The sequence below is a fragment of the Bradyrhizobium sp. 35 genome, assembly GCF_023073215.1.
GTDB classification, from domain to species: domain Bacteria; phylum Pseudomonadota; class Alphaproteobacteria; order Rhizobiales; family Xanthobacteraceae; genus Bradyrhizobium; species Bradyrhizobium canariense_D.
Window position 1 is genome coordinate 1 of sequence record NZ_JADPJC010000087.1, and the last position, 17,264, is coordinate 17,264.

14 protein-coding genes are annotated in these 17,264 nt (G+C 60.3%); 2 read left to right on the top strand and 12 right to left on the bottom strand.

The window, feature by feature from the left end:
• Positions 1-674: 674 nt before the first annotated feature.
• The 5 genes from IVB36_RS19280 to IVB36_RS19300 are packed head-to-tail and all read right to left on the bottom strand — an operon-like array spanning position 675 to position 7,302.
• A complete protein-coding gene (locus tag IVB36_RS19280) occupies positions 675-2,393 on the bottom strand; it encodes an ABC transporter ATP-binding protein (protein ID WP_247392738.1) in 1,719 nt (572 codons plus the stop codon).
• Between the two features lies 1 nt (position 2,394).
• Positions 2,395-3,267 (bottom strand): ABC transporter permease, encoded by an 873-nt coding sequence (locus tag IVB36_RS19285; RefSeq protein ID WP_247392739.1) that lies wholly within the window; start codon positions 3,265-3,267, stop codon positions 2,395-2,397.
• Positions 3,264-4,220, bottom strand: a complete 957-nt coding sequence (locus IVB36_RS19290; protein WP_247392740.1) for an ABC transporter permease — start codon at positions 4,218-4,220, stop codon at positions 3,264-3,266. Before IVB36_RS19290 ends, IVB36_RS19285 begins: the two co-directional genes overlap by 4 nt.
• Positions 4,217-5,920, bottom strand: a complete 1,704-nt coding sequence (locus IVB36_RS19295) for an ABC transporter substrate-binding protein (RefSeq protein WP_247392741.1) — start codon at positions 5,918-5,920, stop codon at positions 4,217-4,219. Before IVB36_RS19295 ends, IVB36_RS19290 begins: the two co-directional genes overlap by 4 nt.
• A 47-nt stretch (positions 5,921-5,967) precedes the next feature.
• Complete coding sequence (locus tag IVB36_RS19300) at positions 5,968-7,302, bottom strand: NtaA/DmoA family FMN-dependent monooxygenase (protein WP_247392742.1); 1,335 nt, start codon at positions 7,300-7,302, stop codon at positions 5,968-5,970.
• A 1,162-nt stretch (positions 7,303-8,464) separates the two neighbouring features.
• Between IVB36_RS19300 and IVB36_RS19305 the strand changes: the two genes are divergently transcribed.
• The gene (locus tag IVB36_RS19305) at positions 8,465-9,370 is read left to right on the top strand and encodes a LysR substrate-binding domain-containing protein (RefSeq protein WP_247392743.1); all 906 of its coding nucleotides are present in this window, start codon (positions 8,465-8,467) and stop codon (positions 9,368-9,370) included.
• On the opposite strand, the gene IVB36_RS19310 is transcribed toward IVB36_RS19305, so the two are convergent.
• Positions 9,336-10,223, bottom strand: a complete 888-nt coding sequence (locus IVB36_RS19310) for a LysR family transcriptional regulator (protein WP_247360738.1) — start codon at positions 10,221-10,223, stop codon at positions 9,336-9,338. The two genes, IVB36_RS19305 and IVB36_RS19310, sit on opposite strands and share 35 nt — an antisense overlap.
• A gap of 106 nt (positions 10,224-10,329) precedes the next feature.
• Between IVB36_RS19310 and IVB36_RS19315 the strand changes: the two genes are divergently transcribed.
• Complete coding sequence (locus tag IVB36_RS19315) at positions 10,330-11,829, top strand: CoA-acylating methylmalonate-semialdehyde dehydrogenase (RefSeq protein ID WP_247392744.1); 1,500 nt, start codon at positions 10,330-10,332, stop codon at positions 11,827-11,829.
• 221 nt (positions 11,830-12,050) lie between these two features.
• On the opposite strand, the gene IVB36_RS19320 is transcribed toward IVB36_RS19315, so the two are convergent.
• The 6 genes from IVB36_RS19320 to IVB36_RS19345 form a co-directional block, all read right to left on the bottom strand.
• A complete protein-coding gene (locus IVB36_RS19320; RefSeq protein ID WP_247377013.1) occupies positions 12,051-13,037 on the bottom strand; it encodes a pyridoxamine 5'-phosphate oxidase family protein in 987 nt (328 codons plus the stop codon).
• A gap of 27 nt (positions 13,038-13,064) precedes the next feature.
• Positions 13,065-13,676, bottom strand: a complete 612-nt coding sequence (locus IVB36_RS19325) for a glutathione S-transferase (RefSeq protein ID WP_247392745.1) — start codon at positions 13,674-13,676, stop codon at positions 13,065-13,067.
• A gap of 199 nt (positions 13,677-13,875) precedes the next feature.
• On the bottom strand, positions 13,876-14,109 hold the full coding sequence (locus IVB36_RS39950) for a hypothetical protein (protein ID WP_247392746.1): 234 nt from the start codon (positions 14,107-14,109) through the stop codon (positions 13,876-13,878).
• A 116-nt stretch (positions 14,110-14,225) separates the two neighbouring features.
• A complete protein-coding gene (locus IVB36_RS19335) occupies positions 14,226-15,302 on the bottom strand; it encodes a carbon-nitrogen hydrolase family protein (protein WP_247392747.1) in 1,077 nt (358 codons plus the stop codon).
• 92 nt (positions 15,303-15,394) lie between these two features.
• Positions 15,395-16,378 carry a molybdopterin-dependent oxidoreductase gene (locus IVB36_RS19340; protein WP_247392748.1) on the bottom strand — a complete coding sequence of 328 codons (984 nt, stop codon included), beginning with the start codon at positions 16,376-16,378 and terminating at the stop codon, positions 15,395-15,397.
• Positions 16,379-16,466: 88 nt separating this feature from the next.
• The gene (locus tag IVB36_RS19345) at positions 16,467-17,234 is read right to left on the bottom strand and encodes a LysR family transcriptional regulator (protein WP_247392749.1); all 768 of its coding nucleotides are present in this window, start codon (positions 17,232-17,234) and stop codon (positions 16,467-16,469) included.
• Positions 17,235-17,264: the final 30 nt, after the last annotated feature.

The window sequence follows — 17,264 nt, forward strand, 5'->3', positions numbered from 1 at the left end:
CGCCAGAAAGCGGGGCAGCTGATGGCGTTCGATCCTTCAACGCTACATCGAGAAGCGCAGAAAGCGCCGCAAGTGCATCGATCCTAACAAGCGGCTGAGTTGTCAGAAACCCGGCGTCATGGCATGCCGTCCGGTCGAACATCCATGCGGGAACTTCCAGCCAACGGTCTGCTTGCGATCCGTCCAGGGTGCAGCGAAAAACGACATCGTCGGCCTTGTCGATGGCCCCATGAACGCAAACTCGGCGCCCAAACCAAGGATGATGCCGATAAAGAACCTCGCGAAGAACGGTCCTGTGGGCGTTCTCAAACGTCGTTGTACAACACGACCCGACGTCACTCGACGATCGGTTACCTCAGCCCTGTTGAGTTCGAGCGCAAGGTGGGATTAGCTTAACCCGGTGTCCATCAAACCGGCAGCAGCTCAGCATGGCAATCAGCAAGCAACATAGACTCTAGAGAAGCTTGTGCGGCTTGGACCGCGCGCATACTCGCCTTCAATGAGCCGGCTCAACCATATCAGGAGGGGTCTCGTCTATTGGTTGAGACGGATCCTCCGATCCGTTTGCGGGCAAGAGGTATCAGCAGCCCCGATGGGATTGGCGGGACATCGGTCTCGGCGGCAGTCAATTGGTCCCCAATCCACGCTAAACCTAACCGAAAGTACTGGCGCATTCATGCGACCTCTCCGCTGACGAGGCTCGAGGAGCGATCGGTTGCGACTGGTCGGACGAGGCGAGGTACCGCAGCAATCAGACGCTTGGTATAGTCGGCCCGTGGATTGAGGAAAACCTCATCCGTATCGCCACTCTCGACGACGCGTCCATGGCGCATGACCATGACCCGGTCGCTGAGATGGCGAATCACGCCGAGATCGTGCGAGATGAAGAGATAGCTCATACCGAGCTGCGCCTTAAGATCCCCGAGTAGATCGAGCACCTGCGCCTGGATCGAGACATCCAGAGCGGAAACCGGTTCATCGCAGACGATCACGGCTGGCTTTGGCGCGATCGCACGCGCGATCGCGACGCGTTGGCGCTGGCCGCCCGAGAGCTCCAGTGGCCGTCGATCCAGGAATGCTGGCGATAGGCCCACCGACTCGAGCAGCTCAATAATGCGCAGGCGACGCTCCGACCCGGTGTTCAAATCAAGGAGGCTGTCAGATATGATGCGGCCGACGGTCCAGCGTGGATCAAAGGAGCTGAGCGGATCTTGATAGATCACGGAGATCGAGCGGCGTCGCGCCCTACGCTTGCGTTCGGCGATTTCGCTCCACGCCTCTCCCTGGAACAGGACGGCTCCCTCGTCGGGAGTATCCAGAGCCATCGCCAGGCGGGCTGTGGTGGATTTACCTGATCCTGATTCCCCCACAAGGCCCAGCGTTTCGCCTGACCGAAGCTCGAAGGACACACCGTCAACCACCGTCCGCGGGACGCCATCAGGGCCGTTGAATCGCTTCACAAGATTGGTCGCACTGAGGATGATTGCAGTGGATTTAGGCGAGGGTTGTTGTTGCAGCGGGCTCAGAGACTTGGGTCGCCGTGCAATCGCCGTGGACGACAAACGGGAGCCGCGGGGACGTCCCGAGGGTACCGCGTTCAGGAGCTGCGAGGTGTAATCGTGTTGCGGGTTGCCGAAGATCTGCGCAGCTGGTCCACGCTCGACGACCTCGCCTTCGCGCATGACCAAAACATCATCCGCCATGCGCGAGACCACCGCCAGGTCATGGCTGATCAGGATCAGAGCCTTGCCCCGTGCCTTGGTTTCCTCCAGCAGCGCCAGCACCTGCGCCTGCACGGTCACGTCGAGTGCGGTGGTTGGTTCATCGGCGATCAAGAGGTCTGGATCGAGTGCGAGCGCCGACGCAATGAGGGCTCGCTGGCGTTGGCCACCGGACAATTGATGCGGCAGCTGCCGGGCTTTGATCTCAGGCTCAGGAACCCCAACGAGTTCGAGCAGCTCAACCACGCGGCGTTTGAGTTCCTCACGGGAGTGGACAGCACGATGGAGAAGGAGGCCCTCGCCGATTTCTCTGCCGACCTGACGGAGTGGATCGAGCGAGAGAAGGGCGTCCTGCAGCACGAATCCGATCTTCTTGCCCCGGATGAGCCGCCATGAACGTTCATTGAGGTCAGTCAGGTCTGTCCCTGTGAAGTTCATCTCGTGCGCATGAACATGCGCGCCATGACCGGCAAGTCCGACGAGAGCGCGCGCGGTTACGCTCTTGCCCGAGCCGGATTCGCCGACGATCGCGAGGCAACGCCCCGGTCGAAGCGAGAACGACACGCCACGCACGGTCGTGCCGTTTGGATTGTCGCGTCCGAATGACACGCGCAGCGAATCTACGTTGAGAAGACTTGGCTGAGGAGGCTGGGGAGAAAGAACATGCAACATGTCAGCCCTTTCCTTCGCGGCGGTTCTGCAGATAACGTCCGATCACCGTCACGCTGAGAGCAAAGATCACCACTGCCAGACCCGGCATGATCTCGAGCCACCACGCATAGATCACGTAGTTGCGGCCAGCATTCAGGAGCGCCCCCCATTCAGGGGCGGGAGGGGGAACACCGAGCCCCAGAAACGCAACCCCCGATGCCCAGATGATGGCCTGGCCGACGCCAAGCGTGATCATCGCGGTCATCGGGTTCATGGCATTGGGGAGGATGTGCCTTCGCACGATACGCCAATAAGGGTGTCCAAGCGCCTTGGCTGCCTCCACATATCCTGCGCCCTTAACAGACAGGACCTGCCCCCTGATCATCCGGGCATAACCCGGGGCCGTTCCGATCCCGACCGCGATGACCAACGTCAGCACAGTCGTGCCGAAAACGGCCACGAACAGAAGCGCAAGGAAAAGCACCGGTAGCGCGAAGAGTGCGTCGAGCAAACGGCTGAGAACATGATCGATAGCTCCGCCGCAAAGACCGGCGGTGAACCCTAGAACGAGTGCAATTGACACGCTCAACGCGGTCGCGCCAAGACCAATGGTCAGGGACTGCCCTGCCCCTTCAACAATGCGGGAGTATAAATCGCGACCGGACTGATCAGTCCCCAGCCAGTGGCTGGGCGACGGGGCCTGTAGTGAGGACGTCAGGTCAATCGCCAGCGGATCATGGGTCTGTAGCAGCCAGGGCGCGGCCGCCGCTGTTAAGAAGAACGTAACGATGGTTATGGCCAAGCAAACCCGCAAAGGAATTGCCTGTGCCGTTGAAAGTGCTTCCTTCCAATAGTGAGATTTGAGGACGTCTGGTAGCGCGGCAGAGCAAGTCATGCCAATTTGATCCTTGGGTCAACGATACTGTAGGCGAAATCGACGGTCACGCTAACAATGACAAACAGGCCAGCGGAGACCAGAATGACGCCGGAGACGACGGGAACGTCGCGCGTGGATGTAGCGGCGACCAGGACGCCGCCAAGTCCCTGTCGGGCAAAGACGGCCTCAATTAAAACGGCACCGGACAGAAGCTTACCGAACGCCCAGCCTGACAAGGTGATTGCTGGCAAAGCTGCATGGCGCAGGACATGACGAAACCGCACGCCGAGATCGCCCATGCCTCGCGTTCGCGCCGAAGTTACAAAGGGCAACTCGAGCAAACGCGTGAACTCACTCGTAACGACTTGCCCGAAGAGCCCAGACAGTTCCAACGCCAGCGCCAGGGTCGGAAGAATGAGGCCGATCGCCGAATTGCCTCCCACCACAGGGAAGATGCGAAGCTGTACGGCAAAGACGACGAGCAGGATGGTAGCTAGCCAGTAAGGCGGCACGGTCGCCAACAGAACCTGCATCCCGCTCAGCAGCTTCGCCCAGAAATTATCTCTCCCGGCTGCAAAAACTGTGGTCAAAATAGTGATCACCCACGCGGTTACGAGCGCAGCGACCGCAAGGAGGACGGTTGGCCCAATCTGTTCGGCAATGATGGCTGTCACTGGCCGGTGCTGGTGGTAGGATTGGCCAAGGTCCCCCTGCAAAATTCCCGAGATGTATTTCGCGTATTGCAAGAAAATCGGCTGGTCGAAGCCATATTTTGCGTTGATTGCCGCAAGCTCTTGTCGAGGGGCCGCCCCTACATTGCCGCTGACGACGTTGAGCATGATCTGGGCGCGGTCACCTGGCAGCAGACATTGGACAAGGAAGGTGAATGTTGCCGCAGCCCATACGGTCGCTGCGGCGGACAGGATGCGATGTGCGAACCACACGGCCCGTCTGCGGGCTGCGGCTTTCACGGGGCGGATTTCTTGTCGAAATAGCTATCATAGAAGACCGGCTCGCCGACGGAGCCGCGGTCGAGCCAAATGTCCTTTAGATGTGCTTGCACAGCTAGAGTGACGTCAAGGACTGCGAACCCCACGACAGGAGCGTCAGCGACGATCTTGCGCTCTGCTTCCTGATAGAGCGCGGTTCGCTCAGCATTGTCGAAGTGTTTTTCGGCCTTCTGAATAATGTCCCACAGTGCCCGGTCCTGGTAGCGTGAGGGATTGAAGCGATTCAGCTCACCATTAAGGTCAGGCTTCCAGGAGATGCGGAAGATTTCAGCGCCGGGAGCAACCCAGTAGAGAAGGACGACCTCGTAATCGTTCGGACCGAGATTTTTCCCGGCGAAGAAATCGGCCTGGTTCGTTGGCTGAAGCCGCACGTCGAAGCCGGCAGCCTTTGCCTGCTGTTGGATCACCTGCACGGCCTGCTCACCGTCGGGCTTCAAGAACGAACTCGAATAGGAGATGCGTACGACGAGCGGCTTGCCATGCTTGAGGCGAACGCCCCTGCTGTCACGCTCGGTCCAACCTGCCTGATCCAGGAGCTGATTGGCTTTGCCGACGTCATACCTGTATGACGGGGCAAGCTCGCTGATATATTCGGGCGAGCTTTGGCTTAGCGCGCCATTGCCTTCAAACGGCAAGGAGCCCAGGAACGAGGACTCGACCGCGGCTTTTCGGTCGGCGGCATAGGCAAACGCCTGGCGAACGAGCAGATCGTCAAAAGGCGAGCGAGCCGTATACAACGCCAAGCGCAGGGGCGTGCCACCCGTCATGTGCCGCAAGACAGTGAAGCGCGAGTTGGCATCTTTCCAAGCGACGGCTGGAACGTCGTAAGCTGCATCAGATTCCCCGGTTAGCAGAGAGCCATACCGAACGGTCTGATCGGGGAAGAACTTCCACTGGATCCCGTCAACGTAAGCCGGTCCCTGGTGCTTGGCTGTTGCCGGCGCGGAGTTGTAGTCGGGATTGCGGCGGAATATAACCTCTTTTCCCCGATTCCACTTTTGGACGATGAATGGACCCGATCCGACCGGGTTCTCGCAGTTCACCGCAAGTCCACGCTTGAGCGCCGTTGGCGACAGAATGCCCTGGGACGACTGGGCCAGAACATTGAGCAACGGCTGGAACGGCGCCTTTAGCGTTAGTCGAAGTGTCGCGGGCGCGATTGCCGCTGCCGATTCAAAGTTGTCGCTGAGGTAAGGAGCGGCCGTCGGATTGCGGAGGTCCGGATTGGTGCTGAGCCAGCCATTGATGTTGTCGGCAACTGCCTGTGCATCGAGCGGTGTCCCGTCGGTGAATTTCACGTTCGGCTTGATCTCAAACGTGTACACTTTCTTGTCGTCGGAGATGGTCCATGATGTGGCCAGCCATGGCACAATCTCCCCGTCCTTGGTCCGGGCGACTAGATTGTCGCTATATTGCCGCTGTAGATACCATTGCTGGACCCATCCTCCGAACAAGCAAGGCGGCTCCTGAAAGTGGCCATATCGAATAATGCCACCGCGCCTCGTACTATCGCTCGAACCGTCCTGAGCAAAAGTGCTGGGCGCATAGGCGATCTGCGACAGCGTGGAGAGCGCGATTGCAATGGCTGCTGCCTTTTGCTTTCTGTAAGCGTGTGGCCGGCCCGCGAGAAACGCAGATGATTGTGTGTCGGACAGAGACATATCGAACTCCAAGCTATTGATAGTGAAACCGCGAGGCAGACGGGCGATCAGGCGGTCGCCCGCTCTTGCGACGGAACGCCCCCTGGGAGCGCAAGGCCGAAACGGTCACGCAAGGTTTCTTCCCGATACTCGGTGCGAAACAGTCCGCGGCGCTGCAGTATTGGAACGACATGATCGATGAAGGCGGGCGCACCATCCTCCAACACATCTGGGATGATGTTGAAGCCATCAACTGCGCCGGCGCGGTACCATGCCTCGATCGAATCGGCGATCTGTTCCGGTGCGCCCGCGATCACGCGATGGCCGAAACCTTGAACGCTGCTTATGATCTCCCTAACTGTCCGGCCCTGGCGTGCCAAGCTTTCGATGGTGCGGTGATGACCGACCGAAAATCGGACATCATTTGGATCGGGCAGCAGTTCCTCCGGAATGGGTTTGTCAAGGCTGAGCTTTTCGGGCGCCACATTGATGCCTCGCGCCAAAGCGGCAAGCGCGCCGGGCAGATCGAGTAATTCGTCGATCGCTCTCTTGCGGCGATACGCCTCCTCTTCCGTGCCGCCAACGAAGGTGACCAGGCCCGGCAGTATGATCGGCGCCGTCCGCCGGCCGAGTTGATGCGACAGCGCACGCAGGCGTCCGGCCTCGCGCAGCGCTGTCTCCAGGTCGCCCGCAGCAGCGAACACCAGATCGGCGCTGCGCGCAGCGAACCGCAATCCGTCGTCCGAGCCTCCCGCTTGAACGATGATCGGGTGCACTTGTGGCGAACCGGGGTGCGTGAGCGGACCGCGGACGCTAAAGATATTGGTGTTGGGGTCGAGCAGTCGAAACTGGGGATTGGCGTAGATTCCAGAGGTCTGATCCCCGACGATTGTTCCATCTCCCCAGCTCAGCCATAGCCCTCGGACGGTTTCGACGAAGTCTTCGGCGCGCTTGTAGCGCTCCTCGCGACCGAGCTCGCGCCCACCGAAATTGCCGACCGTCGCGGGGCTGGAGGTCGTGACAGCATTCCAGGCGGCGCGGCCGCCGCTAATGACATCAAGTGATTGGAAACGACGCGCCAGGTTGTACGGCTCATTGTACGTCGTCGATGCGGTTGCAATCAGTCCGATGTGCTTCGTCTCACGTGCGATTACGGTGAGAACAAGCGTAGGTTCAAGCCCGTTGAGTGGCGGTCGGCGGGTAATATCCCAAGATATTGCCGGGGTATCTGCAAGAAACACCGCGTCGAACAAGCCGCGCTCGGCCACCTTCGCTGCGCGAAGATAATGCTCGATGTCAAAGAAAGCGCTCGGATTGGTGCTCGGCCAACGCCATGCTGCGGCGTGTCCGCCCGCGCCGTGAAGATTAAGCCCAAGATGAAGCGTTCGGATTGCAGAAGACATGAATTCTCCAGGCGCGGGATGGCATGCGCAGTTCAAGGGGTGTGTTGGCTCGGCTAAGCTATCTGGCTGCTTCTTGCGCTCCCGCGCAGAGAACGTGCGGCATCTGAGGACGCGGCGAGGCCGCCGGTCGAGATTAGCGGATGAGGTGAAGCAACTCGCGAGCTCAAAGAGCCCGAACACTCGCCCAAGCGCGAGCCAGCTGGACCTCTGACGAATTCGATCGAGCGACGGGTGGCCGGGGGACATCGCGTATTGTACTTGCCCGAACCTCTGCTGGTGAGCCTTACAATGCGTGCAACTCGCGCGATGACCAAAGCCGCTGTCATGACAACTCCACGGCCGACACCGGCGGCCTTCGATCGCGAGAGAATCAAGCGACGGGACATCAAACGCAATAGTTGCGTATTTCAATCTGCTACCGCGCGCTGGCATACTCTTCTACGACAGCCTCGTTGTCTTCGAGCTTGCAGGATTTGTGCGCGTGCAGCCTGCTTGTCGCAGTTTCGGAGCGCGATCCCAAAGTCACGCCGAGGCGAGTGATTGCAAATCTGGTATGTCTCTTGGAGCACCGTCGTTCGGGGCGCGCGCATGGTGTTGGCGATGGGGATCATCGCGTGTCCCTCGATAGGGTAGAAGAATTCTCGGGCCGATCGGCAAGGGACATAGCCCCGCGGCTTGCCGGGCACCCTTGTTGCGCGGGCAGCGCTCTCCGCCCCAGCATCGCCAGCATGAGCTTTAGTGGCCTCGCGTGCCTCTGTGGTGTGACTGTCAAAGCGCGTCACTCGAAACGTGATCGACTTGGGCGCGCGAGATCAAGCGTCTTGAGCAATTGTGCCTCCTGACCAAGCCTGCGCTCGCATGTCTCCCGAAACCGGCGCGATCAATAGGGAGCTGAGATAGGGCGCTCTCGCCAACCCAGCAGCGACGCCGCTGCGCGCTGGTCGATAGCTCGTTCGCCGCGGCACTTTGCTCGTCAATCGCCGCGGGCTGCCGGCGTCACATAGTTGCCGACGTTGCTCACGACCTTCTTGATCGAGGCAGGATGCTGACGACTTCGCCGGAGATGCCGTCGGCTCAGCCACCTGGGTTGCGCTGCGCTTCTGGGACACCGACCTGACTGGTCCACCGCTGCTGTTCATTCGTAAGCAGCTCTTGACGTGTAATGGAATTTAAAGCCCGCTTGAAGCGTGTGGTGTTTCCGGTCGTGATCGTGAGCTGGACGTGGGGACAGGCGTTGGCAAACCTTGGCAGAAGCGGAGACAATCGCAACGCGGTGGTCGTCTCGAGGCTTCCGATCAGCAGCAACAGGCTGCTTCCTTACGCCAAGCGCATCAGCAATCTGTTGGCCGAGGCGCATTGCGCAGTGAAGGACGAGGCGTGGCCGGGGGGCGAGCTGCGTATTGGGTCGATGGAGACGACGGCGGCGTTACGCCTACCACCGTTGCTCACCCATTACGGCATCGCTTATCCCGATGTTGACGTCCAAATCGAGACGGGCCCGACCGCAGCGCTGGTCGACTGCGTATTGTCTCGGAAGCTTGACGGAGCTTTTGTCTCTGCACCGGTCACGCATGGGGAACTGACGTGCACACCGATCGTGGAGGAGGAGCTGGTGCTGATCACGCCGCCGATGGTGACGTCCCCCCAACCCCTCGGCAAATTCCTGGCTTCGGGAAGCGGCCGGAAGGTGATCGTGTTTCGTGCCGGCTGCTCCTACCGACAGCGCCTGTCGGAACATCTTGCGCATCGTGGTTTCGTCGACCTGCGCTGGATGGAAATGGGAACGCTCGACGGAATCATCGGTTGTGTGGCGGCTTCGGTCGGGCTGTCATTGGTGCCGCGCGTCGTCGCTGATTCTGCCGAACGACAGGGCTTGATCCGCCTGCATTCGCTGCCGAAGGGGACCGGCAGGGCCACCACGGTTTTCGTTCACCGCAAGGACGCATTCGTGTCCTCCGCTCTGCGGGCGTTCATGGAATGCGCCGGATCGGGAACGAACCAAACAGCCCCGCCCGAGCAACCGGCAGTGGCGCTCAAGCAGCCTCGAAAGACGACCTCGCAGCCTTGACTGATGCCACGATAAAGCGATGCACTTCTGCAACCCGCCGCGTTTCGTGCGTATCGGGATGCGACGTCAGCCAGTAATTCCGCACGAAACGAATGTCGGGAAGCAGACGCTGCAATTCGGGATAGCGCTGGGCCACGTAATCATGAAGGATTCCGACGCCGTGTCCACCACGAACGGCCTCCATCTGCGCGACGACGCTACCGCATTCATAGCGTCGCGACATGAGCCGGCCGAGCACTGAGGCATAGTCCAATGCCCTGCTGTAGACGAAATCCTCGACCTGGGTGACGAACAGGCGGCCGGCAAGATCGGCCTGCGTCTTGATGGGACCCTCGCGCGCGAGATAAGCATCAGCAGCATAGACACTGAGCGTGTAGTCGGTGAGTTTGGACAGGATCAGCTTACCCTGCTTGGGCCGGTCCAGCGTGATCGCAACGTCGGCCTCGCGCCTTGACAGGGAGAATGTGCGCGGAAGCGGCACGAGTTGAATGACAAGGCCCGGGTGCTTCGCGGCCAGCGCGCCCAGCCGATCGGCCAGGAAGTAGTTGCCAAGCCCGTCCGGTGCCCCTACGCGCACGGTTCCGGTGAGGGCCTCGGCGGCGCCTCCAATGCTCGATCCCACTTTGAGGAATTCGCTCTCTGCGCGCTCGGCAGCCGCGACGAGCGCCTCGCCCGCCGCCGTCAGCGCGCACCCTGTAGTGTGTCGTTCGAGCAGTTTTGCATTCAAGCTACTCTCCAGCGCGGTCAGTTGCCGGGCGACCGTTGCATGGTTCAGCCGTAGGCTTTTCGAGGCCTTCAGAATCTGGCCGGCACGCGCCACTTCTAGGAATATCCGAACGCGCTCCCAATCCATTGACTACACTTTCTGCACAACGGGGCCGCGAATTCGGCCGTTGATGCCGCATTTTTATGCGCTGCATATCTGGCTCGATCAAGCATCATGTTAGGGAGAGCAGCCAATGCCCGTGACTATTCTGAACTTCATCAATGGCGAGCTGGTGCCGAGCCGGGGCCCTCGCACCGCGCCGGTTTACAATCCCGCGACCGGCGAGCAATCGGCAACGCTCGGACTTGCCACGACGCAAGACGTGCGGTCGGCCGCTGCAGCCGCCCGCAAGGCCTTCCCGGGCTGGGCGAACACACCGCCACTGCGCCGTGCTCGTATTCTCAACCGTTTCCTGCGGATCATGGAGGATCGAATCGATGAACTTGCCCAAGTGATCACCGCCGAACACGGCAAGGTGCTTTCGGACGCGAGGGGCGAGATCCAACGCGGCATGGAGGTGGTGGAGTTCGCGACCGGCGCGCCGCAACTGCTCAAGGGAGAGATCACCGAGAATGTCGGGACCCGTGTCGACAGCCACTCGCTGCGTCAACCGCTCGGGGTGGTCGCTGGCATCACGCCATTCAATTTCCCGGCAATGGTCCCGATGTGGATGTTCCCGGTTGCGCTGACCTGCGGCAATACGTTTATCCTCAAGCCATCAGAGCGCGATCCCTCGGCCTCGCTCGTGCTTGCGCAGTGGCTGAAGGAGGCCGGGCTGCCCGACGGCGTGTTCAACGTCGTGCATGGCGACAAGGAAGCGGTGGATGCCATCCTAACGGATCCCGATATCGTGGCGGTCAGCTTCGTCGGCTCGACGCCGATTGCGCGATACATCTATGAGACGGCGACCAGCCACGGCAAGCGCTGCCAGGCGCTGGGCGGCGCCAAGAACCACATGATCGTGATGCCTGACGCCGACATGGACCAGGCCGTCGACGCTCTCATGGGCGCGGCTTATGGTTCCGCCGGCGAGCGCTGCATGGCAATCTCGGTAGCCGTTCCGATCGGAGACAGCACCGCCGATCGTCTGATCGAAAAGCTGGCGCCCAAGGTCCGCGCGCTTAACATTGGTCCCGGTACCGACCCCGAGGCCGAGATGGGCCCGCTGGTGACGAAGCAGCACCTCGACAAAGTCCGAGGCTATATTGACGCCGGCGTTGACGAAGGCGCGAAGCTGATTGTGGACGGGCGCGATTTCCATCGCCAGGGCTACGAGAAGGGCTACTTCATCGGCGGCAGCCTGTTTGATCGCGCGACCACGGACATGAAGATCTATCGCGAAGAGATATTCGGACCGGTGCTCGTGGTGGCCCGGGCCAAGTCTTATGACGACGCGGCCGACATGATCAACCAGCACGAGTTCGGCAACGGCACCGCAATCTTTACCAGGGATGGCGATGCGGCGCGTGAGTTTGCGCATCAGATCCAGGTCGGCATGGTGGGCATCAACGTACCGATCCCGGTGCCGATGGCATTCCATTCGTTCGGTGGATGGAAAGCCTCTCTGTTCGGCGACCATCACATGCATGGCCCCGAGGGCGTTCGCTTTTATACCAAGCTGAAAACGATCACGACCCGTTGGCCGACCGGCATCCGGGCCGGCGCCGAGTTCGTGATGCCGACGATGTCCTGATCTTCTCCGAATGGAAGGCCGTGGCAGCTCCACGGCCCTCCCAACCCGCCAGTTGGCCCGGCCCCCAAATGGTGAACTCTGGCAGTCGCGCCAGAGAGGTGAGTTCGGCCGATCAATCCGTGAATATCGCCCTAGAATCGTCGGGCCGGGATCAGATTGGCCCTGTCGATCTCCATCGGCCGCTCGAGACTGTCATGCTCGCTCTCATCAGCTCCATTGGGTCACTGGGAACGCTCACCTCTTGGCCAAGCTCCCGTGGTGAGCGCCCTCGGAGAATATTCGACCACCTCTCCGATGAGAGGGATCGCCGCAGCACGCACTCTCCGGCCGGCCGTGACATGAAGCCGCCAGGCGCGCTCGGCGCCCTTGAAGCCCTGAATCGGCGGATCATTCCAGAGCAACTCGATCGTCCCGTGCAGAATTAGGACATCGCCGACGACAAAGTCGACAAAAAGCAGTCCCGCCCTGGGATTGGACATAAAATTCCCAAGCGTGTTGAAAAAGGAGTTACCCGCAAAGTCCGGAACGGTGATCTGGTTATCCGCCACGTGAATGAAGCCTGGCTTACCGCCGCGGTGAGAAATATCGCAATCGAACGATGATCCGTCATCTGAAGCCGCACATGAGGCGACGAAGAAGGTCGCCGACTGGCGGATCAGCTCTCGTGCCGCATCGTCCAAGACGGCGAACGCCTCGACCTCGCCGGGACCGAGTTGCTCCGGCGCAGCGGATGGTGCCGCGCTGATATGGCGCGTGTGGATGTATTGAGGGCAATTGCCAAAGCTCTGCACGACCGCCACCTCGAAACTTGTCTGGTCGAGGGTGATCAGCGTTCCGTTCATGCGGTTTCGCCGACGATTGGTCAGGTCTATGCCCAGCACTCCCAAGCTGGCGCCCACGGAAAGATTCGTTCCGAGCAGGTCGAAGGTTTTCGGTAACGCTTCGATGCGCAGCCGTCCTGGATCCGGTGAAGAGACGAATCCGCGCGGGCCAAACAGGACCGAAGGGATCGGCCAGCCCGCTCGGTCCGACGAGCCGACAAGGAGGTATTCGAGTCCTGCGAAGAATTCACGGTGCTGATCGGGCATCCATGTGCGGATGGAGGTTTTCCCGCGCTCGCTCATTCTGTCGGCCACGCCGACGCGTCGCTGCACGTCGATCTCACCCTGGTGAAAAGGAGACGAGCTCCGTTCGGAAAGGCTGGTCATGACCGCACCTCGAAGAAGATTTGCCGATCAGCTCGCAGGCGCGCTTAGCATCCGCTGAAAATTCGGAAGTGCTTCCAGCCGCCCCAGCCAGGCGACAATGTTCGGGTAGGAGGACAGTTCAATGCCTCCCTCCGGAGCGGCCCGTGTGTAGCTGTAGCAAGCGAGATCAGCCACGGTGGGATGGGTTGCCGCGAGAAATTCGTGCTTCGCAAGATGACCATTCATCACGCTGAACAGACTGCTGGCGATCTCGGCCGCTTGCCGGCCATCGACGGGCAAGTTGAACACCTTGCCCAGCCGAGCTGTCGCTGGTCCATATGCGAGCTGTCCGGCTGCCACGGACAGCCAACGTTGCACGGCAGCCGCACCAACGGGATCTTCCGGAAGCCACGTCTCGGTAGTGTCGTAGCGCCTGGCGAGATAGATCAGGATTGCGTTGGAATCGGCAACGACGGTGCCATCATCGTCGATGACAGGTATCTGCCCGAACGGGTTCATCGCGAGATAGGCCGGCGTCTTTCGCTCGGCAGGGGGCGTCGGGATCAACTCGTAGGGAAGCGAGAGAAGGCCGAGCAAGAGCTCGACCCGGTGGCTGTGTCCCGACAATTTGCCGCCATAGAGCTTGATCGTAGCTGACATTCCCAACTCGCTTTCGCTATTCAAACGATGTCTCGGTACTTATCATTTCCCATTCGGACGATAATCGAATGTTCCTTCAATTTACCATTGCGGTTTTTGCAACGATCCAGACGAGCAGAATGACTGGCCGCCATTTTTCCCTCTGAACTCGCGCAACACGTTCTTCTGAACCTCTCCGATCGTATTCCGGGCAGCTCGCTCACGCAGAAATCGTTGTCGGCAGGTTGTAGGGAACCAGCCGTCCTTCAGCACCCGCCACGCCATCCCTTTCCGCTGCAGCGCCTCCTGCCGTCGGGACGGCGGCCGCGACAACTCGCTCGCCGAAATCAGGATGTGGCACTCCGACGACGGCGCTTTCGAGCACATCTGGAATGCGGTCGATCTCGAATTCGAACTCCTTCGGATGAACGTTGTAACCGCCCGAAATGATCACATCCTTCGCGCGCCGACCTTCAAAGGGACCCGACGGCGGAACGCACGAGTTCTGTCGGTCACTGCTCCAACAGCTCGCTGAGAACGCGCTTCATCTCGGCCCCCTTGATGGATCACTCAGTCCGCAACTGCCCGCTCAAGCTCGGCCACTCTGGGTCTGACCGTCTCCTGCTGCGAGGACTGGACCGGCCGTTCGTCCCCCTCGCCTGTCTCCATGTCGATAAAAACGGCCGGCTCGCGCTGCGAACGGTCAATCGTCAGCGAAAACACATCGAAACGATTATAGTAGCCTACGACATCGTGAAATTGCTTCGGTTCGACGCATTGCGCGACGTCAATATCGGCATATGCGATGCCTTCGCTGTCTGAGAGGACCTCGCTGATAATCTGCCCTGTTGGATCGAGGATCATCGATACAGCATGCGGTGTGCCCTCGATCAGATCCAGCATGGCGGGGTTAGCCTGTCCGAGCGCGTCCTTCATACCTACGTCCATGCAGGCGGACGAAACGATGTTGAAGCATTTGGCTTCAAACGAATGAGCTCCAGCCCGGATCTCGATGGCCCTGCGTAGGTCATAGCCCCCCTTCTCCTTGGAGGGACGCGTCGGCCAGATCGGCGGGTAGGTCGAAATATGAACTTGCTCGCCCTGCGCCATCAATGAATAGCGGGCAAGTGGATTCGTATTCTCACCACAAATCAGCATGCCAATGCGGCCGATGGAGGTCTGCGCGACGCGCAACCCACGCGCATCTCCGGCAGCCCAGATCAGCTTCTCGTAAAAGGTCGGAACGAGCTTGCGATGATGATTCAGGATCGATCCATCTTGGCCGATCAAAAGATTGGAGTTCCAGATACAGCCAAGGCTGGCAACCGTCCCTTCCGTAAAACCGATAGAGACCACGACGTTGTGGCGCTTGGCCGCCATCCTGACCTTTGTCAATTCCGCGCTGTCGAGCCGCAATGCCTGGGCCGACAACGCTCTGAAGAAATCATGAGACATGATCGGCGCCTGCAGCGCCGCCCACACGGGAAAGCCGGGAATGAACGATTCCGGGAAAGCAACCAGCGAGGCACCGTCGCGTGCCGCCTCGGCAACGAGGTCGCAGGCCTTGTCTGCACTTTTGGCCGCGTCGAGGAAAACTGAAGATGTGTGGCACGCGGCAGCTTTGAAGCGCGGCAAATTCGACGGCATTTGAGACGATCCTCTCGGTTTCTGGCACCACAGGTTAGTCTTTCGCCGGCGGGTGGCGAATGCGGAAAATCTGCACGAGCGGTTGCGCGTCTTCAGACGACCAGGACCGGCGGGCGATAGATCGCGTTGCGTCGGCCGCCGGCCGGCTGATTCTCGCCCGATCGCGAGATCGCCCGAGACAGGAGACCGCAGCATCCCTCTTTTACTATCCAATCACAGGTGAACTTGGTCCAGGATCGTCCTGACATCTTCTCCAAGCGGCATCCCTGCCAGCTCCGCCCTTCATCGGCGCTCAGTTCGACCGCCGCAATTCCGTCGTCACCCCAGGCCCATCCCCAGACCTGCAAAACCTCGTCACGCCTGAGCTGACAATTCGGCTCTGGCGCCACGATGACCGATTGGGGGGCGATCGCCCACACCGGCTGGGTCGAGCCGTTCGGCGCGAGGTCGTTGTACCATGTGGTGGTGAAGACGCCCGGAGCCCGCTCCGAGCGCAATTCGAGCTTGCGGAGCCATTTGACGCTGTTCGTGCCGTAGAAGCCCGGGACCACCAACCGCAACGGATACCCGTGCTCAGGAAGCAGCGGCGCTCCGTTCATCTCGTAGGCGAGCAAGACGTCGTCGGATATCCGGGAGAGCGGCAGATCCTTGATGTAATGTCCGCACGCGATGCCTCCGAAGTCGCCGGAGTCCGCCCCCTGTGACCAAACGAAATTTGCGCTCCTCGCCACGCCCGCTGATCCTAGCACATGATCCAGACGAACGCCCGCCCAGCGCACGTTGCAGACCCGCTGCGTGGGCTTGTCGGGCGCCAGCGGGCTGCCTGCACATTGATGCACCGAGACCACCTCGGTCTTTGGAAGCGACTTGAGCTGACCGACGGAGAAGCTCGCGGGCGTCTCGACCAGGCCGGCGATTTCCAGCGTCCAATCATCCCCATGAGTGACATCGAGAACACCGAGATGGCACAACACGATGCAGCCTTCGACTGGCGTGATGCGGTCGGTCAGCAGATGCGGTTCAGAGGGAATTCGGCCGAAGAAGCCGCGTACCTTGTACGTAAAGTCGTCAGCCATCGCAGCGCTCCCTCGCGCCGGCATTCTAGTACATCACGGGAGGACGTCGACCGTAAGAAACTCCGCAGATACACTTGCGCGTATTCGATCACTCGAAGTCGTTGAGCCATACAAGGCGAGGATCCTTTTTTGCCGAGAAGAAGGGCAGAAGGCCTATGCCACGCCCGACAGCAATCGCATTCTGCTGGGCTGCCATGCTGGTCGATCGAAAGACGACGCTCTCCGGCACCAGGACGTCGTGCAGCCACTGCACCGGCTGGATAGCCACGAGATCGTCGACATAATCAATGAAATCGTGACGCTTCAATTCTTCCATGGTGCCCGGCGTCCCCCGTTCCACGATGTACCTGGACGACGCGAACAGCCCAAGCTTGATCTCGCCAGCTTTTTTGACCGAAAGTTTGGGGCCCACGAGGGGAACGAAGCTGATGCACACATCCGCCGCGCGTTTGGTCAGATTGATCAGATGCCTTTCGGTCACAAGCTCCACGACAACGCCCGGGTGCTTATCATTGAATTGGACCAATTTTTCTGCAAGGTAGAAGGCGGCAATACCCTCCATGCTCGTCAGCCGGACGCGACCCGCGGGCTCGGCGGGCGTGGCGCGGAAATCTTCCGATATCACCAGGGCCGCGCCCTCAATTTTCTCGGCCTCTTGGTAGAGCTTGTGCCCGTCCTCCGTCAGCACGAACCCGTTCGGCTTGCGGTCGAAAATCTTGATACCAAGATCTCGCTCAAGCTCTGAAATGCGCCGGCTGACCGTCGTGTGGTCAACTTTGAGGCGCCGCGCGGCCGGCATCAACCGCCCCTGCCGGGCGAGTTCAAGGAAGAATTTCAGGTCGTTCCAGTCGAACATTCGCTCCTGCGTGCCAATCCGGAAGACGCC